Below are 24,730 nucleotides of genomic sequence, written 5' to 3' on the forward strand. Positions count from 1 at the left end.
CGGGGGACTTCGAGGCGTGGCTTGATGGCTCGGGGGGCAGGGGGTTGCTCATGCAGCCTCCTCAGGAACTGCGCGAATAGATCGTGTCGAAGCGGATGAACAAGACCGGGGTTGGCGATGACGACCCGGCGACGGCCGAGCCGTTCAAGGAAACGCTGTTCTAAGAGAGTGGACGTGCAGTGCGTTCGACCACCCCGGGCGCTCAGTGAAGAAGCGCTACACTTACGTGGCGGCAGCTGATTCCTCTACCTCCAACACTTTCGCCTCTACCTCAGCGTCTACTTCATCGAGCACGTCCTCGATGGAATCCTCAGGACGGGCGGCTCCGGCGTCGACGTTCGTGATGCCCAGTTTCTGGAAGAAAATGCTGTTCCGCATTTTCGCGTCCGCGAGGAGCTTTGGATACGAGATGATTTCAACGACCGCATCAGGATTAATTAGATAGCCGACCAGGCCCTGACCATCGGGCGTCTCATGGAAGCGGTATCCTTCGATTGATTCCATGAGAGTGTCTGTGATGTCGGCGATGATGTAGCAGTGGAAGGTCGCGTTTTTGAGGCGAGGCGAAAGCTGGCGACCTTTTGAATCCTTGAGAGAAGTCGAGGTTTTGAACTTCTTGATGTAGTTCATTACCTGCCTAACAGGATTGTCGTCCCCATCATAATTGTCTCGCGACGGCCTTTTAAACTCTACCAATACTACGGTGTTCGCAGCCTCCTGCTCGCGCCATGCGAAGCAGGTATCATAGAAGAAAGCTATATCGGGGCGGTCCAACGAGTGGTTATCGGTGTAGGTTTTGAACGCTCGGTCCGACGAGAAATGGGCGAAGAACGCCAAACGGTCATCAATAAGCCAGAGATTATGGTCCCCAATGTCCAGGCTCGCAGAATCGGCTCTCATTGGGACGATGAGCTTGTGCACTGCCTCTTCCAAGTAGTGCTTCGTCGTTCCCTCCTGATACTCAGAATAGCGATCCAAGATATCAATTACGGACTTCCTTAGAAGGACATACTCCGCCAGCACGCCACGCTGCTGCTCCTGCACAAACTCCTGATATTCCTCGACCTTTTTTTCTAGCTCTTTAGTCATGTTGGGGCCGGCCTTCACAACCTCTTCGAGCTTTGTGTGCTCTTGGTTGGTTCTCCGATACCGATGGCGGCACATCTCGACAAATACGGCTTCCCGGGACGTGACACCAGGAGCCAGTTTGTTGATGAAGGCCTCCATCTCACCTTGGAGGTAAAGGAACTGAGGGTACTCCTCGATAACCTTCTGGACCATGCGGCGCTTCCTCTCTTTCAGGCGCGCTACATACGTGTCCAGGTACGTCATGACGGAAGCCTGAAGCGCCCGGCGAATTTCGCGGCTCTCTGCCGAGTCGAAGCTAAAACCCGTGCGCTCCTGATTCACATGAGCATCCAGATGCTCACCTGACACGCACCCGATGTAGACCTCATCGCCGTCCAAGGCTTTAAGGCCAATCTGGTCGTCAATAACCGTTTCGTCGACGGCTCGGTCGTTCGCGGAAAGGAACAGCCAATTATAAGCTTTTTTGTTGGTGTCTGGCCGGATGGATTTGGCCGCCCGAATGTGGCGGATAGTTAGCCCGATAACCTCACCCTCACTGAGGGTGACGGTGACCTTCTGCTCGGAAGTATTTCGAACTAACTCCTCAAACGCCTTTTTCAGATCAATAGTCTCGGCTCCGTCAGTCATAGTGATGGAGGGCGCCGAACTAGCGGCAAAAAGTTGCATAAAATGACCGATAACCCGTTGCCGAAGGGTGGCCGCGTCAAGTGGGCATTTAGCCCCGTACAATGGGTCATAAGTCTTCAGCGACACCCGGGTACCCGGGCCGGTCGGTGAGACCACGGCGCCAGGCCTCAGTAGTACCTGTTCATCCTCGCGTAGGACGAAGTCGAAAGACCGAACGGAAAGCTGATGAGCAACGTCCAAGTATGTGCTGTCGACCCGTATATCTTTAAAAACCTTGAGCCAACCGAGACGCCCGACACCCTTTCCGCCTCGCTGGAACTTGTGCTGTGAATCCGGCTTAAGGAAAGACGTATAGTTACTATCGTTCAGGCCCACGCCATTGTCAGTCACCACGAAACCGATAACAGACGAAGTCGCCTTGGCTTGGTCAGTCCGCAAAACCTCAATGAGAATTCTTCCCTGCTCGCGAGCTTTATCGCCGTGCCGGTCGTCGATGGCATGGAGTCCGTTCGAGACCGCTTCGAACAACGGCATTAGCGCGGAGGTTGCGGACGGCTTAAGGGGAAGGCGCTTCACGCGGCCGATGAGGTCAGTCGTCAGAGTGGGCATTTATCTGTCCAGCGGCGATTCATTCCGGTGCAGTCCCGGAGACCATTCCCCTTGGTGGTAGACGTAGAAGAACGCGCCGTCCAGTTGTCGAGACGCCGTGCCCCCTGCTTCCGCAGACCCCTCGCCTACTAGCGGCGGGCTTCCGTCGAGCTGGGAACGCAGGCATGGCGGATCAACGACTTGGTGCCGCTTCCCAAGCTGACGTTCTGCTCTGCCTACAGCAATAGTTGACTCTCCCGGAACTTCGCACCGCGCATGCGGCATCTGGGGAAAGCAAGACGGTTCACCGACCTTAACGCAGACACAAATCATGCGAGCGCTGGCTGCTGCGTTCCGTGCTGAAGCGCCGGGAAGGCCCTCGCGCGGAAGGCAACCTACCGAGAGCATGAGATAGCCGCCCGCTACGAGAACGGGGCGATCCGCAATCCGCGCAATGGGGAGCAGCAATCGATCAATGTGAAAGGCTTCCCCGCACGGGATAGCGACTGAACTTTGGAATCTCGACCGAGAGCGAAGCGGGCAGCCGACCGAACACGCAAGCTAGGTGCGACCGTGATACGCGTGCTGAATGAGCGTTGCGGCAGGCCGGCCGGACGGGAAAGCTAGCCACGCCTCGTTCGTGAAGGGCTGTCAGATTTGGTCGGGGGAGCGTTAGCCTACCGGCGCCTTGTAGCTGCCAGTCGCTTCCTCCCTCTCCCAGCGCGCCAGCGTCGCGGCATTGTCGGTCGCGTCCTGCTTCTGGCGCGCAATCTCGCGCTGTTCGCTCTCCCAGCGCCAGCGATCAGCCGAGGGGCTTGGCTTCCCCTTCTCATTAAGCACGACGTAGATCACAAAGCCGATGAAGATGGCGAGAGCGATCCCGACGCCAATCAGCGCTTCGGCCGAGCCTTCGACGATCTTGTCATAACCAAAGGCGCTGCCGACCTTGCGCTCGATACTGGCGACAACGTCGCTGACAAAACTCATCTGTCATTCCTTCGGATGAAGTCGCGAAACGTGCCGCGATGGCGCTTGTTGAGCCGGCGTTGCCGCCGGTCCTCGTCGATTGCGTGGCTGATGACGACGGCGCCAACCAGCAGGACAAGTCCCCCCATGGAGCAGAGGACGGCGGTGGCGCTCATGGCTGTTGCTTCCTCAACCAGCATTTGCCGGCTCTGATCGAGCGCAGCCCAAGGCACGGATCTGGTGACAAAGAAGGCGCCTCTGTCAGTGAGCCCTGGCTCGACCCGGCTTCATCCGTCGAAACTGAACCCGCAGGAGCACAACGAGCGCGGCGAAGCGGCCAATGCAGCGCCACTTGATCGCCCGTGCGCGCAGCAGCATGGCATAGGCCTCGCAGCCGGGTGAGGGTTCGACGTTCATGGAAGATCGACCTCGACGTTCCCGATCAGCTACTCAAAATACGGTACGGCTGCGCCCGCTGCTTGTTGCTTTCCGCCTAAGATTTGCTGGAGTCAGCCTGGGATCGTGCCGCGCGCCCCGCATCGGTACGTGATCGCGAGGGCGAGGAGATCCCTCACCAATCGCGCTCACAGAATGGCAGCTCAAGCTGGGCGGGGTCGATCTGGCGAAGGCTTACCAACTGCCGCCGGGCGTCGACGAAGAGATCGAGATCGCCGTACTTGAGAGAGATTTTCAGCTTTACGCGTGCCAGCGCTAGCGCAACGTCAGGCGGAATGTTTTGACGGGGCTGCTGTTTGGGGCCGCCGTCGGAGCGGTCGGTCATTCGCCGATCTTTCAGTGGGGGTGCGCAGGCCTGGACAGCCAGTCTCATGACCGCTTCAGCGCGGGTCAATCGCCGCGTAGCGTCCGTCCACTGCTCACACCCATTCGTCGAAGCCGCGTGGCCATTCATCCCTATCTGGGTCGGCGTCACGCCTCCGCCGGTCCCAGTACCCTTCAGGCGGTGGTGGCTGACGCGCGCGTTCGGCGGCGAAGAGCCGGATCAGAAGTTCGTACCAAGCATGTACGGCAAGGTCGTCGCCCGTCAGCATCGCGTTGTAGCGCGCCATGGCGGCGACAAGCTCCGCGTCTGAGAGGCCAAGCTCTTGAAGCTGCCTGATAATCGCGATGCGATTGTTCAAGGCTTGGCCATTGTCGTAGCAACCCGGCGGATAAAGGACATCCCGCGGGTCGCTGGGCGGTTCTATCGACCTTGATCGTGGGAAGGCCATCGCGATCCGACGCTCTGCACTGGCATTCCGCGCGTCGACGCGAGACGCGTCCTTCCGCGCTTTGGATTGCCGAGAGATCGGCCTCAGGGATAGCCGCCTTTCGCCCGCCATTGCTCGTCTCCAAGTCGCGCCAGCCTGACGCGGTTCGCAGCGCCTGCCTCGTCGATCCGCCCGCTCAAGGCGAGCGCGGCGGCCCAGCGAACGCGATCAATGGCGCGCCAGGTCAGGCCGTGATTGTCGATGTCCAGATCGATGCCATGAGTTTCGCACAGATAGCGCCCAACGCGGGCCTCGTCGGCGTCGGGGAGGATTAGCGTGGTGCCGGGCGTATCGGGATGGTGTCGCCAGAGCCGATGTAGCTGACGACGGGCGATGGCGGCGAGGGCGCGCTCGGCTTTATCGCGGGTTACGGCGTTTGTGGCGTGACGCTGCCTTTCAAGGCGCGGGGTGCGGGCAAGGTCGTAGATGTCGCGCGCGCGCCCTTTGAGGTGATGCAGGCAGCGGCGCGGTGACGTGTTGGGGAGGGCGTGCATGCGGCACGGCTCGCCGTTGCGACGGATTGCTTCGCAGCGCGGGAGGCGGCGCAGGCCATCGACCATGGCGGCATGCCAGCGGCGCTGATGCTCCGGGGTGTGGAAGGCGGTGAGATCGCGCGGGGGCATGGTGGGGGGAGTGTATCATGTAGGTACACGTTGTCAGGCCAACTGTTAAAGCGGGTCCAGGCAGCCTTTCTAGACTATCAGAAACCACTCTCCGGCGGCCCCACTAGAGGGGTTCTGCATAATCTCACTGAGCATAATGGGCGGCCCATGCGGACGCCCATTGGCTCCGGTGCAATGCACGTCAGGGTCACACTCGGGCGGCCAATCTGCTTTCAATGGTGTAAGGAATTCGATCTCCGACGCCTGCTCTACCGCCCGACCAGACAGGTTCGGGGACAGGTTGTCGATGCTTTCATCCCGATATTCAGGCCAAGGCCGCTCGTCGATGGAAAGCTCGGGCGAATGTTCTGCGCTGCCGTGCGGCGGCGCATCCCCACCGGGCAGGGAGGCCGGAGCGTCTGGTATGTCGTCGCGCTCGACGATCTCGAACGCCGCCAGAGGGCCGAGCCGGCTTTCGAGCCACGTGCGCGGGTCGGGGACAGTGACGGGGTCGAACACGCCGGATTTGAACGACTGACCGTTCCCGTGAAGCTGATAGTGAAAGCTTTCCCCCTTTTCCCCATAATAGATATCTATGGGGGAATGGGGGAAAGCTTTTTGTTTAAAGGCATGTTCCGCCGCCTTCGTTGTCTCCCACAATTTCGGGTACAGCCGCGCCGCATCGGTCGGGCTCGACATTGCCACGCCGCCTTCGGCCAGCATCATGTCGACCGGCCTCATCTTCAGCACAGCCTCCGCATCGATCTCCTCGACCGCGACGGGCAACACCACGTCGCTCAGGACGATGACCTCGACCGGACCGCGCTCCGTCCTGTTTACGCCCCTCGCCCGGCCTATGGCCTGCCAGACCTCGGCATCCGCGATCTGCCGGCGCATACGCTCGACGATTCCGACCAGGTGGGCCGGCCCTTCGGCCATGGAGATGCGCGCCAGCCCGTCCGCCCCTGTCACCAGCCTCGGCGTGTCGCCTGTGAGGAACCAGCCATCGGGCGTCCCGACACGCTCGACGGCCTCGCCGGTCAGCGCTGCCGCCAGATTCTCGACCTCGCGCGGCGGCGGAGCAGGCCGTCCGATCACGATCACCGTCGCCACGTCGCCCCATCCGTCGCGTCCACGCAGCGCGCCGAACCACGTCGACTCGACGCCGGCAGGCAGGCCCAGGGCGTCGAGCGCGGCGACCACGGTCTTGTTGCCGACGACCAGCGTCCGCCCACCCCGCACCTGATGCGTGCGGACGACGGAGCGCCAGACGCTCCGCAGGTTCTTCGCCCGTAGCTTCGCTTCCTCGGGTTTGCGCCGGGCCTTCTCGCCTGACAGCGGCTCAAGCATCCGTTTGCCGAAAGATCGCCCCCAGGCCTGCCGCACGCGCATATGCGGCGCTGCCGCCTCGACCGGCGGGAATAGCCGCAGTCCCGGCCAATAGGCGCTGGCCAATTCCTCGTCCAGGTCCGCGTCGATGAGCAGCGTGGGCACGCTGAAATGCTCGTGCACACTCCGGCGGCCACGGATCGCGATCTGACGCCCACCGTCAGGGCCGGCAACGAGTTCGACCCAGCCCGATTTGGCTCCGGGGTCGTCAAAGAGCAGTGCGCCGACGGCTTGCCAGAGCCAGTCCGCTGCCCGGATCGTCCTGTTTAGCTCGACCTCGCCTGCGTCGCCTCCCTCAGGGCCAAGCTCGCCGTCGATCTTCCGGCTCATTTCCAGCCCGCACGCCTCCGGCCCCAGTCCCTCGTTGCCGAAGTCGCGAACATCGAACAGTGAATACCGGACGAGCGCATCGCGGCGCAGCGCAGCGATGCCGTTGTCCAGCAGCGCCGCATGGAGGCCATGCCGCAGCGCCGTCAGCCGCTCGCCCTTGTCCTGCCGATGCCGTGACGCCGCCAGTGCCTCATCGATCCGGGCGACCTCATCATGGTTGCCGTTCTTCGCGGCCGTGTAGCGCTGGGTCAGCAGCCTATTGACCTCATTGGCAGGGAGCCCGCTCGGGACCGGCATCGCGCCGCTGACGAGCGCGTCGAGCGGGAGCGTCAAGCGCTCGTCTCCGACGCCGATGAGCCCTGCGTGCCAAGATGTCTCGTCGATCACGACGAAAGCCACCTCGCGCCCCCGGAGTTGTTCCGGCAGGGCGCCGAACAGCCCCCGATGCGCAATGATCAGCAAATCCGCGTCTTCGACGCGCTGCCCAAGGTAGGCGCATCCGCTAAAATGCGGGCAACCGGCCCGGCAGACGACCTTGGCCGGATCGAGCACGAGCGCCTGCGCCTCGCGGACACGTCCGACGTTGCGGCACATCGTCTCGCCGTCGCCGTTAGGGTCCAGCGCCTCGCGGCCTCGCCAGGGCCGCGCCACAAACGCGCCGCCAGACTCCTCCGCGAACCGCTGCACCTGTTCGTCACTCAGGCGATGCTGCGGCACGGCGACGACGACGAGGCTCTTGTCACCGATTGCCCGCAGCGCGGTCAGTAGATCGACCGTTGCGCTCAGCACCGCGCGCGTCTTGCCGAGCCCGACGCCGGCCTTCACGCCCCATGCAGTCGGCGTCAGCGCGAGCCTCGTCCGGCGCTGCGCGGAGGCCGCGCGAACCCGATCCGTCACCAGCAACCGCGCTTCGTCCACACCGGGCAGAGCGACGGCGAACCGCGCTTGCGCCACCTCAATCGCGTCCTCGATGCGCTTGCGGACGGCGGTCATGCCCGCGCGCTGGGCGAGATCGTTGAAGTCGGCCCTGTCTCCACGGCGGATAGGCGTTGGAAAAACGCTCGCTACGTCCAGCCCGGCGGCGCGCCATTTCGCGAGCCTATGTCGCATCGCCTTGGCGGCGGGCGACTGCGCCGGATCGTCGTCGCGGCAGGTCACGACCAAGCGGCCTTGCGGCGGCGTCAGGCGCGCCATCGGGCCGAGTGTGACCCATGTTTCGCAGCCTGTCGCGGCCCAGACCGTCAGCCCGGTCTCGACGCCCTCGGCCAGCAACAACACGCCAGGACGTCGGCAATCAGGACGGGTCGGCAAGCGCACAACACCTCGACCGACCGGCCCATAAGACAGCTTTGCCCGTCGACCAGCCCGCTTTCGCCCGGCCTTGTCGAGCAGGATCAGTTGCACGCCGACGAGCCTGCCGGCATCGTCCGTCGCAGCCGCCACGACGGCCCGCAGGCGCGCGTGGAAGCGGATCGCGCACGCGGGAAACTCGGCCACGCCGCGAATGCGCCGGACTTTGGTCAAATACCGTTCACCGAGCGACCAGCCGGCATCTTCGCTCTCGTTCCAGACCGCCTCAGCGCGTCGCCTGCGGCCTTCCTGAATCGCCGCGTCCAGTGCCTCAGCCTCGGCGCGCTTGGCCGCCCTCGTGGCCCGTTCGGCCTCCTGCACGGCCTTCGCAGTGGCGTCGGCTTCGGGGTCGGCGGGCGGAGCATGCCTGCCCGTCCCGAAAATGATCGAGTTCGGATGTCGCTCCTCGATGGACGGAGCGCCCTTCGGCTCGGGCCAGCCCATAAAGCGTCGGGCCCATGCGACGGCGTCTGCGAACGAGCCGCCGGTCTCGCGCCGGATCAGATCGAACAGGTCGCCCTTCTCGCCGCTCTCGAAGCTTCGCCAGCGCCCGGCCCAACGGCCTTTCAGCGTGACCTTCAGCGAGCCCCGGCGCCCGAACCGCGCTTCTCGCCGCGACGACATTGCCCGATTCGGCTCGCCCAAAAGCTCGCGCGCGACTTCTTCGGCGCGGTCGGCCAGCGCCTCGCGCATGGCGTCGAGGTCGCCGGGATCGTCGCCCCCGGCCATGGCTCAACACTTCGTCGAAGCGAAGAAATCTCGCCCACGGGCCAGGTATTGATTGAGATCATCTGCCTTCCCTGAATAAAGTCCAAGAGCGGTTTCAGCCTCTATCTCCCAATAGGGCGCTGGGGCGGGCTTCCCTTGTCGCATGAGCTTTGCCGTGAACCTTGATGGCGCCTCGCGACGCCTGAGGCCGATGCGAACATCCGCGATCATCGCCAACAAGACGCTTCCGATGAGGATGAGCCCGCCGATGGCGTCGACATCGGCTTGCGATGCCCCCGCCGGCAGGGCGAGCGCGGGGCCGTCTTCCCCGGAGGCGTCGATTGTCGCAACCGCCCGCAGGGCCAGCCTCACGCGTCCGTCGACGATGCGCGGTACCACGCTGACGGCTCGCGCGAGCCGGTTCTGGGCGTCGGCGCGCAAGGAAACAAGCATCGGCCTCCCGCGCGGACCCATGACGACCGGCGTCATGGGGTGGGGCAGAAGGGCGCCGCCAAAGCACACGGCCCGCGCCGCCGCCTCCGCCGGGCCGGGGCTGAGGGGGCAGGTCGCGTTGAGCACGAGGGCATTCCCGGTGCGTGTCGCCCGGCCCGCGTCCCGCACATCCGCGGCAAGGAGCAGGCCGAGCATGTCCGGGTCCGCCGGCGCGCTGTCGAAGCCGGCATGATGCCCGGTGCGGGCAATGTCGCGATCCCCCCAGGACGCGAAGGTCCGCAACCGTCGGAGAAGTTCGCCGTGCGGCATGTCCGTGACGGGTGCGCCCGGCAGGTCGAGCAGGCACGATGACGAGCCGGCGAGTCGCTCCCCGTCGAGGCGGCGCGGGTCGAAGCCGGGCGGGACGGCCCAATTCTCGAAACGTTCCATGATCGAGGCTCCTCCTGCTGAGGGAGCCGCGGCCTGGTCCGGGCTGGAAAATCGGCTAAAACGGGGCCGTCACGCGCCGATTCAGCATCTCCCGCCGCCGGTCCGCAGCCGGCGGCAATTCATTCATCGACGCTCGGAAGCGTCGCTTCGACGGCCCGGCGGCCCAAGGCGGGCCGGGCGCGGATGTAGTGGCGCAAATCGCCGAGCCTGTAGCCGATGCCGCGCATGCCGATCTTGATGTGGATAGGGCCGGAGCCGGTCGAGCGCCAAAACTCCAACGTCTTCTCCGACCGCCGCAGCAGCCGCGCCGCCTCAACTGGCGGCAGGACCACGTCGTCGCCGGCCAGGGCATCGAGACGCATTCGATCCGCGATCTCGTCGGCGAGCCGTGCGGCAATAGCCGAAGCCAGCGCATCGGGATCGAGGGGCGGGGCAGCAGGCGAGGGGGAGGAAGCGCGGGGCATGAGGGCGGGTCTCCGGGTTTCGATGCCCGGAAGGATCGCCCCGATGCAGCCCGTAGTCTGGGGGAAAAGTCGCCCCGATTTTCCCCGCAGATCGCGCTTCGGTCTAGGCCAGTCCCGCCTCCCGCAGCACGGCCCTCCACCGCTTTTCGTCACGCGCCAGCCCCAGCCGGCCTTCGCGATAGTCGGCAAAGTCGGGATCGATTGGCCTGCCCTCGCGCACCGCCACGCCTTGCTCCCCAGCATCGGCGACGCTGTCCCGACCGAGCAGTTTGATGCCAGCCCTGTAGAGATCGCGCACTTGATCGTATGTCAGCATCTGCAGATCGGCTGAAAGCGTGTCAGGAGATGGGGCGGCTCTCCGGGTTCCGGGGCGGCGGACGCCTGTGACGCGCGCTCGCGCCTCCTCGATGGACACATCTTCTAGACTGCGCCGAAAGTGCGTCTCGGCAGCGATGAATGTCGCCAGTTCATCACGACGGGAAGCACCTTGCCAGCGTTGCGACGTGGCGGGGATCGCGAAGCCGCGCGCCTCGCCCCTGTCCAACGCCTTGAGCGTGCCGACAAATTCTCCAGCAAGCTTAGGGGGCAGCAGGTCGGCTTCAAGCTTCATCGCCGCTGCAACCAGTCCGGCGCGGATTGCGCGATGGGTCGTTTCGGCGTCGCCCGGTTTGACCCAATCGGCCAGCGCGGCACGGGCCTCGGGCCCCGTCACCGCATCTTGCGGCTTGTCGAGCAGGACTGCCGCTATGGCTTTGCCAATTGCTGCTTCGACATGCTCGCGAAGCGTCGCCATGACGTGCCGGACAAGCTCATCGCCCGGCTCGTCCGTCACGCCGCAACCCGCTTGGTCCGGGGCTCCGCTCGCGTTCCAGGGCGTAGCGGCACGATCTCGGCGCGGGTCGCCTTTTCGTGCGCGTCGACCGCTGTCTCGATCTCGCCACACCAGAGCGCCATCGCCTCGATGCGCTCGGCAAGAAAGTCGTGCATGTCGTAGGTCTGGATTAGGCGATCTGTCGGCGCGTGATTGAGCATGGCTTCGGCGACGCGATCCCTGATGCCAAGCCGGGTCAGATGCGACCGGAAGGTCTTGCGCAGGTCATGCAATTTCACATGGCGCGTCAGTCCGTATTCGTTCGCGATCTTGAGCAGCGCCGGCCAGGATTTCGACCAGCCGCTGATTGCGGCCGTCTTGCCAGTCTTGCGCGAGATAGCGCCGGGCGTGATCAGGTCCACGTCCCTATAACGGCGCACGCCAGCAATGACGCCTGCTGGCAATGCTGGCAGTGGCACGACATGCGCCCTGCCAGATTTCGTCGCCTCCGCAGGTAGCATCAGCAGGGCAGGACGATCCTTCGCCGCCGCCTTGATCCACGGCAACCGGGCGTGTGCCAGTTCCTTGCGACGGCATCCCGTCACCAGCAGCAGGCGGATGTAGGCCCCGAAGCTCTGGCTGACACGCGCGTCGCCGCAGGCACGCCAGAGCGCTGCGACCTCGGGCATGCCGAGCATGACGCCTTGCGCGCTTTCGGCTCGTCTGGCGTCAGCCACGCGCTGAGCCTTCGACTTCCGCTTGGAACGATAGCCGGCCATGACATTCGTCGGCACCAGTCCGGCGTTCTCACCAAAGGCCAGCAAGCCGTGAACACGGGCGCGCAACGTCATGACGGAGCCGGGGCGGGGCTTGGCGTGGCCAGGAACGCCGTCGCGCATCTTGTCGTAGATGGCGACGATCTCCTGACGCTTGAGGCTGGCCGGATCGCGCGTCAGCAACCCGGCGAGTTCCCTTTGCATCGACTTGGACGCTTCTGCCGCGCTGACAATGCCATGGGCCTTCTGTTCGCGTTCGTGCCGTTCGATCAGGTCGTTGAGCGTGATCGCGTTCTCGGCCTCGCTGGCGGCCTTCTCCTCGACCTTGCGCCCGGCTTGCGGGTCCTGACCCTGCCGTGCTGCCAGCAAGGCGGCCTGAGCCTGTAGACGTGCATCGGGCAGGGGGATCGCGCCGACGGGGCCAATCGTCATGCGCTGTGGGCCACGGTTGTCTCCCTTGATGCGATAGCGCACCATGAAGCTCGCCGCGCCGCTGGCGCGGATGCGGATGCAAAGGCCATCGACGCCGGTATCCCGCAACGTCGTTTCACCGCTTTCCGGCGGTGTCAGTGCGGCGAGCCGGGTGACGGTGAAATTGAAACTGTTCGCTTCGGACATGCGACCCTCTTAGGCTGTGGGGACGCGCTGGGGACACGCTGGGGACACGCTTTGGTGAGGGTTGGTCCTTAGTGCTGATAGGGTCTATTAGGGCAATAGCACTGAATTATCAATGAAAAATAGGAGTTCAGCGGGAAGTTTAGGGCACGTCAGGGGACACAGCTTGCTTTTCGTAATGAGGGGGTCGGGGGTTCGAATCCCTCTTGCGGCACCATCCAACCCCTTGAGGTTGTCKATTTTCCTAGATAATTCCGGCCTGAAGTCGCGCAGACTTGGAAGTTTCGCTTGGCGAGATCGATCGCCACGGCTCCTCCTTCCAACGCGCCTTCATGGCGCTCGCGGGCACCTTACGGTGCCGGCCGGAGGGGGGCATCCACCCCATCAGTTCACAGTGCAGGCCGCCGCTCGAGACCAAGCGCCCACGGCTCCTAGGCTCGAACCAATTCTCTGCGGCCAATAAGTCAAGTAGTCAGTTCTGGGGCACAACGGTTAGCGGTCGGCCATACGGATTTCCTGCCCCGTAGGGGTTGTTGATGCTGTCAGACGAATACGGGCTGCCGTATCGTCCGTAAGGATTGCTCGTGCTGTCTGGATCGTATGGATTCGCGCTGAGGCGACCTCGATAGTTACCGTCTTGGTCATAGAGCTTCGGCGCGTTTGTTGCGTAAGGGTTCTTTGCTGACTCGTTGCTGTAAGGCGAGCCGTAGCGGCCGTAGGGGTTGTTCAAGCTGTCCGGATTGTACGGGTTACCGGCTCCATACGGATTGTTGATGCACCGGGAATCATAGGGGCAATTTTGGGCGGTGGCTGTACCACTGATGCCAATGACGGCAACTGCCGCGAACAATGCCTGTTTCATCGTGACCACCTGCCGTCGAGTCTCTTGCGTCATCCCGGCGCGAAGATAGCATTCGCGCCCATTTTTGCTAGACGTTGGGCAAGCGCCGTGAGGGGCGTATCGCCAGACTTGCTTCAAAACGCTTCCGCCTGTGGAAAGCTCACTTGGAGCGCCGCGGCGTTTTTGATTGTTGGCCTTATGGATACTTGAATTAGAAAAATATTTTAAATTTGAATGCCATATAGATTTCTTACGGTTCCCTCCTGCGCACCATTGTTTAGCTTGGTTTCACAAGCATTCCGGATCAGCCGTAGGGCCAATCTGGGGCAAAGAGCCGAGCGTTTCCTCGGTCTTATGCTGCTGATCACGAATCGCGAAGCATCACTTCCGAGTGGCGGCCTGCTTTGCATATGTCCGGTAGCAATGCGGGCAAGTCGGCTTCCCGCTCGCAAATGCCATGCTGTCAGGCTCTAGGCGCTGAACGATATGGGTGTGTGGCAGGCGGAAGGTACCTACTCGCGAGCTGCCTGAATGGCTCACACACGATCCGATCAGCAGCGAGTGCTCGCTGCGCCTGCAGGAGGAGATTTCATGTCCTATGTCGATGAACTCGAGCCGCTCATTCGGTTGGAGCAGGAGCTGCGGCAGACGATCGCGCTGAGCCTCGCGGAAGAGAGGGGCCAACCCCACGTCGGGGCCCCGACCGAGGAGCAATTGCTCGCTGCCGATGAGGCGATCGCGGCTTGGGCCGAGGAGGTCGATTTCGAGCAGGACATGCGCGCTTTCCGGCCGCTGACGCCTCTGCAGACGCTGCTCGCCCAACATCTCGGGATATGCGAGCGCATTTTCGACATCCGCGACAGGCGGCTGTCCTGACCAGGATAAGGTCAATCGGGAGCAAGGCCGGGACGCTCCCGCGCGAGCCGGAACGGCCCGAGCGACCCGGCTGCCCCATGTTTCGCAGGTCTAGCTGCCAGCCGTCTCCTCGGCCGTCGCCTTGTCGAGAATCTCGACCACCTCTTCCAGGCTCTCCCTCACGCCGAGCATGAAGTCCTTGCGGAAGCCGATGATGGTGTCCGGCGGGTTGCCCTTGAACGTATAGACCACGCTGACCTGCGCGGGATTGACGTAGACGGGCTTCCCATCGGAGGGCGAAGTGAACTTGCAGAGCTTAGGCATGATCTCTTCCGTCAATGGCGATTCGATGAGCAGAGCTATACGGCAAGGCGGCCGCTCGACGAAAACGCCGGGCGTTGGTGCCAGCCAGCTGATGAAGATCGGCGTCACAATTTGGCGTAGCGAGAGCCGTGTCCGACGACGGCGGAACGTCGCTTGGGCATGCCGTCCCGGACCCAGCATTCCCACTCGGGCATCCCTGCGTCACGCTAAGTGAGGTGCCTCACATATCCGACCGGCCGGAATGCGTAGTCTTTCACGCACTGACGAATGTCGGAGCGCACCATGAGCCCCACCTGTGACGAGAAGCTTGAGCAGTTCCGGCGCAGGGAGGTCGAACGCGCGCAGAAGGCAGGCCTGTCAGCCTATATCCTGAACGAAGACGGCAGCGTGATCCGCATCGCTCCCGACGGCAGGCTGGATCTGATTGTCGTTCAACTCGGTAGCCAACACGCACAGGCCCCCGGGGCTCGCTCTCGATAGCTCACGGCCCGACCTCGGGCAGTCGTACTGCTTGCCCCGGGGCAGTCCCCGAGCCCCGATGTTGGCGGATATCGCCTGGGCCGCTTGACGGTGTCATGCCGCGTCAGCTCGCTCGCCCGCCGCGTTCACAGGTCGATCGCAGCCTCGGTCAATGACGAGCGGCAGCCACCGGAGGCGCCGACTCGCGACTCGACACGGGCCTGCAACAGGTGTGATCTCGACAAGAGCGCCGAGGGCTGCGACGACGCAGGCCTTCCAAGCCGTGCAAGTGCTGGTTGTTCCGGGAGGTCTCACCATGACGCGCAGGTTCACCGCAGCTTTGTCCTTCATGCTCTCCCTGGTTCTGGCAGCGCCGGCCGGGGCGCAGATCGGCACGCCAGGGAACGCGCCGCTCACACCTGGTGGCCCCAGGCAAGGTCTTGGGCCCCCCTCGCTCAGCGACAGTGTGCCGGATATCCGATTGCATTCGAGTGGCGGCGGGATCCCGGGCGCAGGCCCGCCGATCGGCTATGGAGGCACGCAGCCGCTGGGCAACGCCGGCATCGGGGCCGGATATGGCATGGTCGATCGCCGCGCGGTCAGAACGACCGGCCGGCACTGCCAGACATCGAGCCGGATCTGCGTGCTGAAGGGCACGGCGCCTGTCAGGTCCGGGTGCTCATGCCGATTGTCCAATGGCAAACGCGCGCGGGGCCATGTCGTGCCGTGAGGCTGCCGAACGGAGGCCGTTGAGCCCGACGGGAGCCCGAGCCAACTACGCCTCGCGCCCCGCTGGAAGGCGCGACCTATCGAAACCCCGCCAGAAGCCCTGCTGCGACGGCGAGGCCGCTTACGCAGCCGACGCGCAAGCCAAGCGCCATGCCGCCCGTGGAGGCGGCGAGCCCGGCCTTGACCAACGTGTTGACGCCTGTCGCGAGCAGGATCGCATGGCCCGCGAGCGTCGGGTCAATGACGCCGAGCGCCATGCGCGACATCGAGATCACGACGGCATCGACATCAGCAATGCCGGACAGAGCGGCCGTGGCGAGCACGCCCGCATCGCCGAAATGCTGCTGCAGCAGGCGTGCGGCAAGCATCACCACCGCGATGAACGCTGCCATCTTCAGAGCGGAGCCGAGTTCCAGTGGATTCGAGATCTTCAGCTCCGGGCGCTCGGAGGAGCCGCCAGTGTTGATCAGCATGAGGCCGGCGCCTGCCGCCAGGACGCCGCCGGCGCAGGCAAGGGGCAGTGCAAGGAGCGGGATCAGGACCGGGTTCAATGCCATCGCGACCACAGCGACGCGCAGGACCATCACCACCCCGGCGATGAGGATGCCGGCGCTGAGCAGACGGCCGGAATCAGAATGCTGGCGCGCGAGCCCGGCCAGGGTCAGCGTTGTCGCGGTGGAGGAGGCGAGGCCGCCGGCGACCGCCGCCATGATCACGCCAAGGCGGTCGCCAAAGATCCGGACCGCGACATAGCCTCCGAAGGACACGGCCGCGATCAGGATGGCGAGCAGCCAGATCGAATAGGGATTGATCGATCCCCATGGGTCGATCGGGCGGTTCGGCAAAATCGGAAGCAACAGGAACGACATCGCGAGCAGGGTCAGGACCGAGCGGATTTCCTGCCAGCTCAGCGAGGCCACCCACCGGTGCAGCTGTTCGCGCAACGCCAGCAGCAAGGTCATCGCGACTGCGCCTGCAATCGCCGCAGTGAGATCGCCCACCACGGCGAGCGCGCCCAGCATGAAGGTCAGCATCCCGGCGATGACTGAGGTCGCACTGACATTCTGCTCGGAGCGCGCCTCCAGCCAGTGGAAGGCGCCGAAAGCCGCACTGTATCCGAGAAAGACCAGGCCGATCGCGATGCCCCCGAGCTGCTGGCCGATGGCTCCGGTCACGCCGCCGAGCAGCCCGGACAGCGCGAAGGTGCGCAGGCCCGCGGCGCGCTGGTGGTCATCCTCGTCGCGCGTGCGCCAGCCACGTTCGAGACCGACCACGAGCCCGATGGCGAGGGAAACGGCGAGGCGGCTCAGGAGGGCGTGTTCATCCATATCGGTCTGCGGCTTGGCTCGGGCGTGGCGATCGTTCGACGAGCATATCGGAAGCGGCCGGTTCGGATAGCGCCCAGGGCGCATCCCATGTGGCACCCGCGGCTGTCATCTGCAGGTCATGCAGGCGGTCTTTAGACCAGCCCATGTCGTCATCGCGGGCGGCCTGGCCCGTCTTATGCTTGGTGAGTTGGTCATGAATCGGCTGGTCATTATCTACTCGGAAGAGGACTACGCCTGCGCTTGCGAGCGCCTCGAGGAACTGCGCACCAGGCCGGATTGCCGGGCGAAGGACGAGGAACTCGACGCGATCCATGATGCCATGCTCGCCTGGGAGCTGAGGCAGGACGACTGACATCCAGCGGACGGTTCTGCTGCGCGCCCGTCGTGAACCGGCAAGCGCCCCCGTCCATGTTGCGACGCACTCAGCCCACATTCTCACGCTAGCCACCCTGGACCGCCCGAAGAATATCCGGGGCGGATGTCGCATTCCTGCGGGCGCGCGACACTCTGGCCGGCATCTCTCGGCCGCTAGCGAAAGGAGCCTGGCCGATGCTCGTGCAGATCGGAACTCTCATCGCCGCGACGAGCCTCATTCAGCTCGCGAACGGCTTCTTCAACACCTTCCTGTCCCTGCGACTGACGATCGAGGATTTCGGTTCCACGCTGAACGGCGTCGTGCTCAGCGCCTATTTCATCGGCTTCACCATCGGGGCGGTCGGGTCCGGGCAGGTGATCCAGCGCATCGGCCATATCCGCGCCTATGCCGCATTCGCGGGCATGGTGGTGGTTGCGACAGCCACGATGCCGCTTCTTGTCTCGCCATTGGCCTGGATCGTTTGCCGCGCCGTCATCGGCATGGGCTGCGTCGGCCTGTTCATCACCACGGAGAGCTGGCTGAACGCCAAGGCGCAGGCGGATCAGCGCGGGCGGGTGTTCTCGATCTACATGGTCGGCACGTTCCTGGCGCTGGCGCTCGGCCAGTTGCTGATCGGCAAACTCGCCATTCACGCCATGACGCCCTTCAACATCATCGCCGTGCTCTTTGCACTTGCCCTGGTGATGGTCAGCACGACGCGCGCCGAGGCGCCGGGGATCGCACCGGAGGCGACGCTGCGCTATGGCGAGTTGACCCGGCAGGCGCCGGTGGCCGTGGTCGGCTGCGTCATCAGTGGCATGATCAGCAGCGCCTTCTACGCGCTCGTACCGGCCTGGATGCTGAGCAATGGCGTGCCGCAGCAGACGATCGCGCTCTTCATGCTGGTCGCGGTGCTGGGCGGTCTGGCGCTTCAGGTTCCGGTTGGGCGCCTGTCTGATCGTGGCGACCGCCGGCTGGTTCTGGCCGGCCTCGCGCTCGGCTTTGCGGCGGCGGCGCTGCTGCTGGTCATGTTGCCCCCGAAGCTTGCAGCGGTGCTGCCCGTGGCGGCGGTGCTCGGCGGCTTCATGTCGACGCTCTATCCGGTCTGCGTCGCCCATGCGCTCGATCGCATGCCCTCAGATCGCGTCGTTGCCGTCAGCGGCAGGTTGATCCTGGTCAGCGGCTTCGGCTCGGCCCTGGGGCCGATGCTCGGCGCCGCCGTCATGTCGCGCTTCGATATTGGCGGGCTGCTCTATTTCATGGCGGCCGCGACCATCCTGCTCGCCGCGGTCTCCGGCCTGCGCGTGCTCGTCAAGGCGCCGCCTGTCCGGGTCGAGCGTCCCTTCGAGATCATCGACCCATTGACGGCACCGATCTCGCAGGAGCCGGAAGCGACGGATCCGGACGGAACGCCGCGCGCTGTCCCCGCCTGAAGCGTGCGGCGGGCAGCCTCACGCATCGGCCCGAAAAGTGGATTACGGTTTTCGGGAAAGCCGATGCAAGCACAGAGAATCATCGGCTCGAAAGTGGATTACGGTTTTCGGGAGGGCCGATGCAAACGCAGAAGATCACCGGCCGGGATACGATGTCCGGTCCGATGACCTAACCCATGATGTGATAGCCGGCATCGACATAGATCGTGTTGCCGGTCATGCCGGTGGCGGCATCGCTGATCAGGAAAGCGGCGACCTGCCCGACCTCGTCGATGGTGACGACGCGCCCTTGCGGAGCCCGCGCCGCGGCTTGGGACAGAAGCTCGTCGAAACCGGCGATGCCGCCGGCGGCGCGTGTCTTCAACGGGCCCGGCGAGAGCGCGTGCAGGCGGATGCCCTTCTGGCCGAGTTCATGGGCGAGATAGCGGGTCGTGCTCTCGAGCGCAGCCTTCACCGGTCCCATGATGTTGTAATTGTCGAGCACCTTCTCGGCGCCGTAATAGCTCATGGTCAGGATCGCGCCGCCCGCGCTCATCAGCGGCTCGGCCTTGCGGGCCATTTCGATCAGCGAATAGCAGGAGACGCGCATTGCCTGCTCGAAGCCGTCCCGCGTCACATCGACGACCCGGCCATGCAGGTCGTCGCGCGGTGCAAACGCGATCGAGTGGATGACGAAGTCGAGCTTGCCCCAGCGCCTTGTGATTTCCTCGAACACGGCGTCGAGCTGCCCGGGCATCTCGACATCGAGCGGCATGATGATCGGGCTGCCGAGTTCCTCCGCGAGCGGGCGCACCCATTTCTCGGCCTTGGCGTTCAGATAGGTTATGGCCAGCTCCGCGCCGAGCCGGTGCAGGACCCTGCCGCAGCCGAAGGCGATGCTGTCCTCGTTGGCGATGCCGACGATCAGGCCCTTCTTGCCGCGGACGATGTCGTCGATCGTGCCCATCTGGCTAGTCTCCGAAGATCACGCGGCGGAAACGGCTGAGCGCATAGGTGAAGTATACACTGCCGATGACGACGAGCGCGACGAGCTGCAGCCAGACCACGGAGAGGCCCGCGCCGCGATAGAGCACGGCCTGCGAGAACCCCACGAAATGCGGTGTCGGACTGATGATCTGCATCACATATTGCAGCCAGACGGGCATGCTCTCCATCGGCGTGCTGGAACCCGACAGGAGCTGCATGATCACCAGGATCGGAATGGCGAGCAGCCCGAACTGGCCCATCGAGGTGGCGAGCGTGCCGAGCATGATGCCGAGCGCCGCGACCGTGAAGGCGTAGAGCGCCGCACCCGCCAGGAAGAGCGTCAGCGAGCCGGCGATCGGCACCTGCAGCCACCATTGCACGACGACCGCGAGCGACAGCCCGGCCGCGACCAGGATGACGAGCCCGTTGGCGATGATCTTCGCCAGCATGATCTCGGCCGGCACGACCGGCATCACCAGCAGATGCTCGACCGTGCCCTGTTCGCGTTCGCGGATCAGCGCCGCGCCGGTCAGGATCACTGTCAGCAACGTGACATTGTTGATCACCTGCATCACCGAGGTGAACCAGGCCGAATTCAGGTTCGGATTGAACTTGGAGCGGATGACGACATTGATGGGGGCGCTGGTCACGGTTTCCCGGCCGGCCAGGAAATTCGTCACCTCTTGCGCGATGATCGACTGGATATAGACCGAGCCGTTTCCGGCCTGGGTCATCGCGGTGGCATCGACATTGAGCTGCACGGATGCCCGCCGGCCGGAGAGAAGATCGGCCTGGAAGGAGGGCGGGATTTCCAGCACGAAGACCAGCCGGCCGTGATCCATCTCCTCGTCGATGTCGCGTGCGCTGATCGTCAGCGCGCTCTTGAACAGCGGTGGGTTCAGTGCGTTCTGGATCTGGCGCGAGAGATCGGAGCGGTCCTCGTCGACAATGCCGACGGTCAGGTTCTTCGCCTCGGTCGAGGCACCGGTCGCCACCGTGTAGACGGCGATGCTGAAAGCATAGACCACGAGGATGAGCATGACAGGGTCAGCCCGAATGCTGCGCAGTTCCTTGATGACGAGCTGGTAGATATTGGCCAGATGCAGCCGAAGGCCCGTTGGCCCTTGCTGCGCTGGTTCCGTCGTGGCGCTGGTTCTCTCCGGCGACATCTCAGAGCTCCTGTTTGCGCAGGAGAAGCTGCGAGACGACGAGGAAAAGGACTGCGAAGCCAGCGAGCATGATGAGGTTGAACGACAGGTCGTCGAACCCCAGGCCCTTTGTGAAGGCGCCGACGCTGACCGGCTGATACCAGGCCGTCGGGAAGCCGAGCCCGATCATCCGTGCTCCGCCCGACAGCGAGGCGACCGGAACGAGCAGGCCCGAGAAGTTCACTGCCGGTATGATCGACAGGATCGCGGTGGCGAATACGGCGGAGACCTGTGTCCTGGTGAAGGTCGAGATCAACTGGCCGAAGCCCGTCGTCGCGATCACGTAGAGCAGGGTGCCGAGCACCAGCATCGCGATCGAGCCCTTGATCGGCACCCCGAAGAGGATGATCGCAAGCAGCACCAGCAGCACGAAGCTGATCATCGCGATCGCGATATAGGGCAGCTGCTTGCCGAACAGGAACTCGAACTTGGTGATAGGCGTCGACTGGAAATTGGCGATCGAGCCGGTCTCCTTCTCCCTCACCACCGCAATGGCGGACATGACGGCCGGGATCAGGATCAGCATCAGCATGATCACGCTCGGCACCATCGCATTGACGCTCTTGAAGGCCTGGTTGTAGCGGAAACGGGTCTCGACATTGACGAGACTGGCCGCGCTCGTGCCGGCACTGTTCTGGGCGAGCCATTCCTTGGCGTATTGCGCGGCAAGCCCGGTGACGTAGCCCTTCGTCGTCTCGGCGCGGAACGGCATGGCGCCGTCGAGCCAGACCGCGACCTCCGGCTTCCTGCCGGATTGCAGGTCGCGCCCGAAGCCGGGCGGGATCTCGATCGCGAGCTGCAACTCGCCGTTCCTCAGCCGCTGGTCGAGCTCTTCGGCCGTCCTGATCGGCGCACGCTCGTCGAAATAGCGCGAGCCGGAAAAGGCCTCGATCAGCTGGCGGCTTTCGGGGGTATTATCCTGGTCGAGCGCCGAGAAGCGCAGGTTCTCGACATCAAAGGAAATGCCGAAGCCGAAGGCGATCATCAGGACGAGCGGGCCCAGGAAGGCGAAGGCGAGCCGGATCGGATCGCGCAGCAGCTCCATCGTCTCGCGCCGCGAATAGGCCCAGAGCCGCTTCGGGTCGAAGCGGCGCGGGGCCCGGATGGGTTCCGGTGGCGGGAGTACCGCGTTCGGGTCAGGCGCCTCCGATTTCGCTTCGCGATCGATCCCTGCGGCCTCGGCGAGATAGTCGACGAAGGTGTCCTCCAGCGAGGAGCTTCCACGTTCCCTGACCAGTTCCTCCGGTGTGCCGACTGCGAGCACCTTGCCGGCATGCATCAGGGAGATGCGGTCGCAGCGCTCGGCCTCGTTCATGAAATGCGTCGAGAGGAAAATCGTCACGCCGTCATCGCGCGAGAGATCGATCAGCGTGCGCCAGAAGGCGTCGCGCGCGATCGGGTCGACGCCGGAGGTCGGCTCATCGAGAATGAGCATGGCCGGCCGATGGAGTACGGCGACCGCAAGCTGCAGGCGCTGCTTGATGCCGAGGGGCAGGCTGTCGGGCCGCGAGTCCACCACATCCCTGAGGTCGAAGCGCTCGAGCAGCTCCGCGATGCGACCTTCGATCTCATCGTTCGGCAGGTGATAGAGCTTTGCGTGGAGTTCGAGATTCTGCCGGACCGTGAGTTCGGTATAGAGCGAGAAGGCCTGCGACATGTAGCCGACATTCCGGCGCGTCTCCATGTCGTTGGAGCCCATCGGCTTGCCGAACAGCTTGGCCCAGCCCTCGGTCGCCGGCAGCAGGCCGGTGAGCATCTTCATCGTCGTCGATTTGCCGCAGCCGTTCGAGCCGAGGAAGCCGAAGATCTCGCCGCGCTCGATCCGGAAGCTGACATGGTCGACGGCCGTGAAATCGCCGAAGCGTCGGGTCAATCCTTCGGCCTCGATCGCCGGCACGGCGCTGTCGCTGGCCGGGCGCGGGCGTACGATGACCTCCTGGTGCTGCGCCCGCTTCGCCTTCGGGAGCAGCGCGATGAAGGCGGCTTCCAGCGATGTCTGGCCTGTCTTCCCCAGGATCTCGGAGATCGGCCCCGAGGCGATCACCTTGCCGTCATCCATGGCGGCCAGCCAGTCGAAGCGTTCGGCCTCGTCCATATAGGAGGTGGCGACGATCACGCTCATTTGCGGCCGCCGGCCACGGATGGTGTTGATCAGGTCCCAGAACTGGCCGCGCGACAGCGGGTCGACACCGGTGGTCGGCTCGTCGAGGATGAGGAGGTCCGGGTCGTGGATCAGGGCGCAGCACAGGCTGAGTTTCTGCTTCATGCCACCCGACAGCTTGCCGGCCGGGCGGCCTTCGAACGGGTCGAGACCCGTCGCCTTCAGCAACTCGTCGATCCGCCGCCTGCGCTCAGCTTCGCCCTGGCCGAAGAGCCGGCCATGGAAGTCGATATTCTCGAAGACGCTCAGCGTCGGATAGAGATTGCGGCCTAGGCCCTGCGGCATATAGGCGATGCGGGCGCCCTGCTTCTCGCGATGGGCCTTGTCGGCCATGTCGCCACCGAAGACCGTGACATGTCCGGTCTGGATTTCCCTGACGCCGGCAATCAGGGCGAGCAACGCAGATTTGCCGACGCCGTCGGGACCGATCACCCCCACCATGCGGCGGGAGGGGAAGTCGATCGAGACATCGTCGAGCGCAACCGTTTTGCCGTACCGGTGCGAGACATGCTCGACCTTGGCAATGACGCCGTCGTTCATCAGGGGAGCTTCACGGTGAGATCTTCGGGCCACTGGATCGACGGGCTGGTCCGGACGAAGCCCATGCCGCGCACCCCTGTCTTGGCCTGGCGGTGATATTTCTTCAGGACGCGCGGATCGATCTGCAGCTTGACGCGGAACATCAGCTTCTCCCGCTCGTCGGCCGTCTCGACGCTCTTCGGCGTGAACTGGGCGTCCGCCGCGACGAAGCCGACATTGGCCGGGATGACATATTGGGGCAGCGGATCGACGGTGATCCGGGCCTCGTCGCCAAGGGCGAGCAGCCCGGCCTGTGCGGCCGGGAGATAGATCGTCATGTAGACATCGCTGAGATCGAGCAGCGTCAGGATGCGCGCGCCTGCGCCGACGACCTCGCCCGCGCGTGCGAGCTGGTACTGAACCCGGCCGCTGCGGGGCGCGACGAGCGTCATGTCGACGAGAACCGCCTCGATGCGGTCGACCTCGGCTTCGGCGCTCTTGATCGCGAACTGCGCCTGGTCGCGCTGGGCCTCGGCTGCGACGAGCGCGGCCTTGGCGGTATCCGCCTTGGCGACGCGCTGGTCGAAGGTCTGCCTGGTCAGATAGCCCTTGTCGACGAGCTGCTGGCCACGCTCCAGCTCAGCCTGGCTGAGGGTGATCTCGCTCTTGCGCTGGACGATCAGCGCATTGGCTTCCGCCAGCCCATGCTTGGCCTTGAGAACCTGGGATTGGGCGCCGCGAAGCTGGGCTTCGTATTCCGGCGACGAAATGCGCGCGACCACTTGCCCGGCGGTGACGTCGTCGCCTTCATTGACGAGCACTTGCGACAGGCGGCCGGCATATTTGGCGGAGATATCGATCTGCGTCGCCTCGATACGGCCGTTCGACTTGGCAATCCCGCTGGGCATCGAGCCGCTGCGCAAGCGCTGGAGGAACGCCTGGATCTTCGACTGGGCCTGGGCCGGCGCCGTGATCGAGAGGTCGCGCGAGACCGGGGCGAGCACGCTGCCGACGGTCAGGAGCGCCACCGCCAGGGCTGTCGCTGCGGGTAGACGGACCACTATCATCATCACTCTCCGAGCTCGGC

24 protein-coding genes are annotated in these 24,730 nt (G+C 64.3%); 5 read left to right on the top strand and 19 right to left on the bottom strand.

Annotated features, from left to right (window positions below; genetic code table 11):
* Positions 1-222: 222 nt before the first annotated feature.
* The 13 genes from AC1DGP_RS00435 to AC1DGP_RS00495 form a co-directional block, all read right to left on the bottom strand.
* Positions 223-2,325, bottom strand: a complete 2,103-nt coding sequence (locus tag AC1DGP_RS00435) for a hypothetical protein (protein ID WP_476831589.1) — start codon at positions 2,323-2,325, stop codon at positions 223-225.
* A gap of 651 nt (positions 2,326-2,976) precedes the next feature.
* Entirely contained in the window at positions 2,977-3,291 is a 315-nt protein-coding gene (locus AC1DGP_RS00440) for a hypothetical protein (RefSeq protein WP_476831590.1), read from the bottom strand.
* Complete coding sequence (locus AC1DGP_RS00445; RefSeq protein WP_476831591.1) at positions 3,288-3,446, bottom strand: hypothetical protein; 159 nt, start codon at positions 3,444-3,446, stop codon at positions 3,288-3,290. The genes AC1DGP_RS00440 and AC1DGP_RS00445 overlap by 4 nt, the downstream gene beginning before the upstream one ends.
* Before the next feature lie 85 nt (positions 3,447-3,531).
* The gene (locus AC1DGP_RS00450) at positions 3,532-3,687 is read right to left on the bottom strand and encodes a hypothetical protein (protein WP_476831592.1); all 156 of its coding nucleotides are present in this window, start codon (positions 3,685-3,687) and stop codon (positions 3,532-3,534) included.
* A 154-nt stretch (positions 3,688-3,841) separates the two neighbouring features.
* Positions 3,842-4,051, bottom strand: a complete 210-nt coding sequence (locus AC1DGP_RS00455; protein ID WP_476831593.1) for a hypothetical protein — start codon at positions 4,049-4,051, stop codon at positions 3,842-3,844.
* A gap of 94 nt (positions 4,052-4,145) precedes the next feature.
* Entirely contained in the window at positions 4,146-4,409 is a 264-nt protein-coding gene (locus tag AC1DGP_RS00460) for a hypothetical protein (RefSeq protein WP_476831594.1), read from the bottom strand.
* Positions 4,410-4,582: 173 nt separating this feature from the next.
* A complete protein-coding gene (locus tag AC1DGP_RS00465; protein ID WP_476831595.1) occupies positions 4,583-5,161 on the bottom strand; it encodes a hypothetical protein in 579 nt (192 codons plus the stop codon).
* A 69-nt stretch (positions 5,162-5,230) separates the two neighbouring features.
* Positions 5,231-8,938, bottom strand: a complete 3,708-nt coding sequence (locus tag AC1DGP_RS00470; RefSeq protein WP_476831596.1) for a DUF7146 domain-containing protein — start codon at positions 8,936-8,938, stop codon at positions 5,231-5,233.
* 3 nt (positions 8,939-8,941) lie between these two features.
* Positions 8,942-9,799 (bottom strand): hypothetical protein, encoded by an 858-nt coding sequence (locus AC1DGP_RS00475; protein WP_476831597.1) that lies wholly within the window; start codon positions 9,797-9,799, stop codon positions 8,942-8,944.
* 119 nt (positions 9,800-9,918) lie between these two features.
* Positions 9,919-10,263 carry a helix-turn-helix transcriptional regulator gene (locus AC1DGP_RS00480; RefSeq protein WP_476831598.1) on the bottom strand — a complete coding sequence of 115 codons (345 nt, stop codon included), beginning with the start codon at positions 10,261-10,263 and terminating at the stop codon, positions 9,919-9,921.
* A 103-nt stretch (positions 10,264-10,366) separates the two neighbouring features.
* Complete coding sequence (locus tag AC1DGP_RS00485; protein WP_476831599.1) at positions 10,367-11,095, bottom strand: hypothetical protein; 729 nt, start codon at positions 11,093-11,095, stop codon at positions 10,367-10,369.
* Positions 11,092-12,468: an integrase arm-type DNA-binding domain-containing protein gene (locus AC1DGP_RS00490; RefSeq protein WP_476831600.1), complete on the bottom strand. Its 1,377-nt coding sequence runs from the start codon at positions 12,466-12,468 to the stop codon at positions 11,092-11,094. The genes AC1DGP_RS00485 and AC1DGP_RS00490 overlap by 4 nt, the downstream gene beginning before the upstream one ends.
* A 469-nt stretch (positions 12,469-12,937) precedes the next feature.
* Positions 12,938-13,327, bottom strand: coding sequence for a hypothetical protein (locus AC1DGP_RS00495; RefSeq protein WP_441506064.1), 390 nt, complete (start codon positions 13,325-13,327; stop codon positions 12,938-12,940).
* A 570-nt stretch (positions 13,328-13,897) separates the two neighbouring features.
* Here AC1DGP_RS00495 and AC1DGP_RS00500 point away from each other — a divergent pair.
* The gene (locus AC1DGP_RS00500; protein WP_441506065.1) at positions 13,898-14,182 is read left to right on the top strand and encodes a hypothetical protein; all 285 of its coding nucleotides are present in this window, start codon (positions 13,898-13,900) and stop codon (positions 14,180-14,182) included.
* A 90-nt stretch (positions 14,183-14,272) separates the two neighbouring features.
* On the opposite strand, the gene AC1DGP_RS00505 is transcribed toward AC1DGP_RS00500, so the two are convergent.
* Entirely contained in the window at positions 14,273-14,485 is a 213-nt protein-coding gene (locus AC1DGP_RS00505; RefSeq protein WP_441506066.1) for a hypothetical protein, read from the bottom strand.
* 282 nt (positions 14,486-14,767) lie between these two features.
* Between AC1DGP_RS00505 and AC1DGP_RS00510 the strand changes: the two genes are divergently transcribed.
* Entirely contained in the window at positions 14,768-14,965 is a 198-nt protein-coding gene (locus AC1DGP_RS00510; protein WP_441490085.1) for a hypothetical protein, read from the top strand.
* A 295-nt stretch (positions 14,966-15,260) separates the two neighbouring features.
* Positions 15,261-15,674 carry a hypothetical protein gene (locus AC1DGP_RS00515; protein WP_441506067.1) on the top strand — a complete coding sequence of 138 codons (414 nt, stop codon included), beginning with the start codon at positions 15,261-15,263 and terminating at the stop codon, positions 15,672-15,674.
* A 76-nt stretch (positions 15,675-15,750) separates the two neighbouring features.
* Here AC1DGP_RS00515 and AC1DGP_RS00520 read toward each other — a convergent pair whose 3' ends face one another.
* Positions 15,751-17,001, bottom strand: coding sequence for an MgtC/SapB family protein (locus tag AC1DGP_RS00520; protein ID WP_476831601.1), 1,251 nt, complete (start codon positions 16,999-17,001; stop codon positions 15,751-15,753).
* Between the two features lie 193 nt (positions 17,002-17,194).
* Between AC1DGP_RS00520 and AC1DGP_RS00525 the strand changes: the two genes are divergently transcribed.
* Together AC1DGP_RS00525 and AC1DGP_RS00530 are read left to right on the top strand one after the other, a co-directional pair.
* Complete coding sequence (locus tag AC1DGP_RS00525) at positions 17,195-17,353, top strand: hypothetical protein (RefSeq protein WP_441490082.1); 159 nt, start codon at positions 17,195-17,197, stop codon at positions 17,351-17,353.
* Positions 17,354-17,550: 197 nt separating this feature from the next.
* On the top strand, positions 17,551-18,789 hold the full coding sequence (locus AC1DGP_RS00530) for an MFS transporter (RefSeq protein ID WP_476831602.1): 1,239 nt from the start codon (positions 17,551-17,553) through the stop codon (positions 18,787-18,789).
* Positions 18,790-18,958: 169 nt separating this feature from the next.
* On the opposite strand, the gene fabI is transcribed toward AC1DGP_RS00530, so the two are convergent.
* Genes fabI through AC1DGP_RS00550 form a run of 4 tightly spaced genes read right to left on the bottom strand, consistent with a single transcriptional unit; the run spans position 18,959 to position 24,710 of the window.
* On the bottom strand, positions 18,959-19,735 hold the full coding sequence (fabI, locus tag AC1DGP_RS00535; RefSeq protein ID WP_441506070.1) for an enoyl-ACP reductase FabI: 777 nt from the start codon (positions 19,733-19,735) through the stop codon (positions 18,959-18,961).
* Between the two features lie 4 nt (positions 19,736-19,739).
* Positions 19,740-20,924 carry an ABC transporter permease gene (locus tag AC1DGP_RS00540; RefSeq protein ID WP_441506071.1) on the bottom strand — a complete coding sequence of 395 codons (1,185 nt, stop codon included), beginning with the start codon at positions 20,922-20,924 and terminating at the stop codon, positions 19,740-19,742.
* A 1-nt stretch (position 20,925) separates the two neighbouring features.
* Complete coding sequence (gene rbbA, locus AC1DGP_RS00545; protein ID WP_476831603.1) at positions 20,926-23,664, bottom strand: ribosome-associated ATPase/putative transporter RbbA; 2,739 nt, start codon at positions 23,662-23,664, stop codon at positions 20,926-20,928.
* Positions 23,664-24,710, bottom strand: a complete 1,047-nt coding sequence (locus AC1DGP_RS00550; RefSeq protein ID WP_441490077.1) for an HlyD family secretion protein — start codon at positions 24,708-24,710, stop codon at positions 23,664-23,666. Before AC1DGP_RS00550 ends, rbbA begins: the two co-directional genes overlap by 1 nt.
* Positions 24,711-24,730: the final 20 nt, after the last annotated feature.

Source organism: Allobosea sp. 05T433, assembly GCF_056396065.1.

Bases quoted from the DNA above. Each gene is read 5' to 3' on its own strand.
- AC1DGP_RS00435 (WP_476831589.1), bottom strand. From the start codon at position 2,325: ATGCCCACTCTGACGACTGACCTCATCGGCCGCGTGAAGCGCCTTCCC.
- AC1DGP_RS00440 (WP_476831590.1), bottom strand. From the start codon at position 3,291: ATGAGTTTTGTCAGCGACGTTGTCGCCAGTATCGAGCGCAAGGTCGGC.
- AC1DGP_RS00445 (WP_476831591.1), bottom strand. From the start codon at position 3,446: ATGAGCGCCACCGCCGTCCTCTGCTCCATGGGGGGACTTGTCCTGCTG.
- AC1DGP_RS00450 (WP_476831592.1), bottom strand. From the start codon at position 3,687: ATGAACGTCGAACCCTCACCCGGCTGCGAGGCCTATGCCATGCTGCTG.
- AC1DGP_RS00455 (WP_476831593.1), bottom strand. From the start codon at position 4,051: ATGACCGACCGCTCCGACGGCGGCCCCAAACAGCAGCCCCGTCAAAAC.
- AC1DGP_RS00465 (WP_476831595.1), bottom strand. From the start codon at position 5,161: ATGCCCCCGCGCGATCTCACCGCCTTCCACACCCCGGAGCATCAGCGC.
- AC1DGP_RS00470 (WP_476831596.1), bottom strand. From the start codon at position 8,938: ATGGCCGGGGGCGACGATCCCGGCGACCTCGACGCCATGCGCGAGGCG.
- AC1DGP_RS00475 (WP_476831597.1), bottom strand. From the start codon at position 9,799: ATGGAACGTTTCGAGAATTGGGCCGTCCCGCCCGGCTTCGACCCGCGC.
- AC1DGP_RS00480 (WP_476831598.1), bottom strand. From the start codon at position 10,263: ATGCCCCGCGCTTCCTCCCCCTCGCCTGCTGCCCCGCCCCTCGATCCC.
- AC1DGP_RS00490 (WP_476831600.1), bottom strand. From the start codon at position 12,468: ATGTCCGAAGCGAACAGTTTCAATTTCACCGTCACCCGGCTCGCCGCA.
- AC1DGP_RS00495 (WP_441506064.1), bottom strand. From the start codon at position 13,327: ATGAAACAGGCATTGTTCGCGGCAGTTGCCGTCATTGGCATCAGTGGT.
- AC1DGP_RS00500 (WP_441506065.1), top strand. From the start codon at position 13,898: ATGTCCTATGTCGATGAACTCGAGCCGCTCATTCGGTTGGAGCAGGAG.
- AC1DGP_RS00505 (WP_441506066.1), bottom strand. From the start codon at position 14,485: ATGCCTAAGCTCTGCAAGTTCACTTCGCCCTCCGATGGGAAGCCCGTC.
- AC1DGP_RS00510 (WP_441490085.1), top strand. From the start codon at position 14,768: ATGAGCCCCACCTGTGACGAGAAGCTTGAGCAGTTCCGGCGCAGGGAG.
- AC1DGP_RS00515 (WP_441506067.1), top strand. From the start codon at position 15,261: ATGACGCGCAGGTTCACCGCAGCTTTGTCCTTCATGCTCTCCCTGGTT.
- AC1DGP_RS00520 (WP_476831601.1), bottom strand. From the start codon at position 17,001: ATGGATGAACACGCCCTCCTGAGCCGCCTCGCCGTTTCCCTCGCCATC.
- AC1DGP_RS00525 (WP_441490082.1), top strand. From the start codon at position 17,195: ATGAATCGGCTGGTCATTATCTACTCGGAAGAGGACTACGCCTGCGCT.
- AC1DGP_RS00530 (WP_476831602.1), top strand. From the start codon at position 17,551: ATGCTCGTGCAGATCGGAACTCTCATCGCCGCGACGAGCCTCATTCAG.
- fabI (WP_441506070.1), bottom strand. From the start codon at position 19,735: ATGGGCACGATCGACGACATCGTCCGCGGCAAGAAGGGCCTGATCGTC.
- AC1DGP_RS00540 (WP_441506071.1), bottom strand. From the start codon at position 20,924: ATGTCGCCGGAGAGAACCAGCGCCACGACGGAACCAGCGCAGCAAGGG.
- rbbA (WP_476831603.1), bottom strand. From the start codon at position 23,664: ATGAACGACGGCGTCATTGCCAAGGTCGAGCATGTCTCGCACCGGTAC.
- AC1DGP_RS00550 (WP_441490077.1), bottom strand. From the start codon at position 24,710: ATGATAGTGGTCCGTCTACCCGCAGCGACAGCCCTGGCGGTGGCGCTC.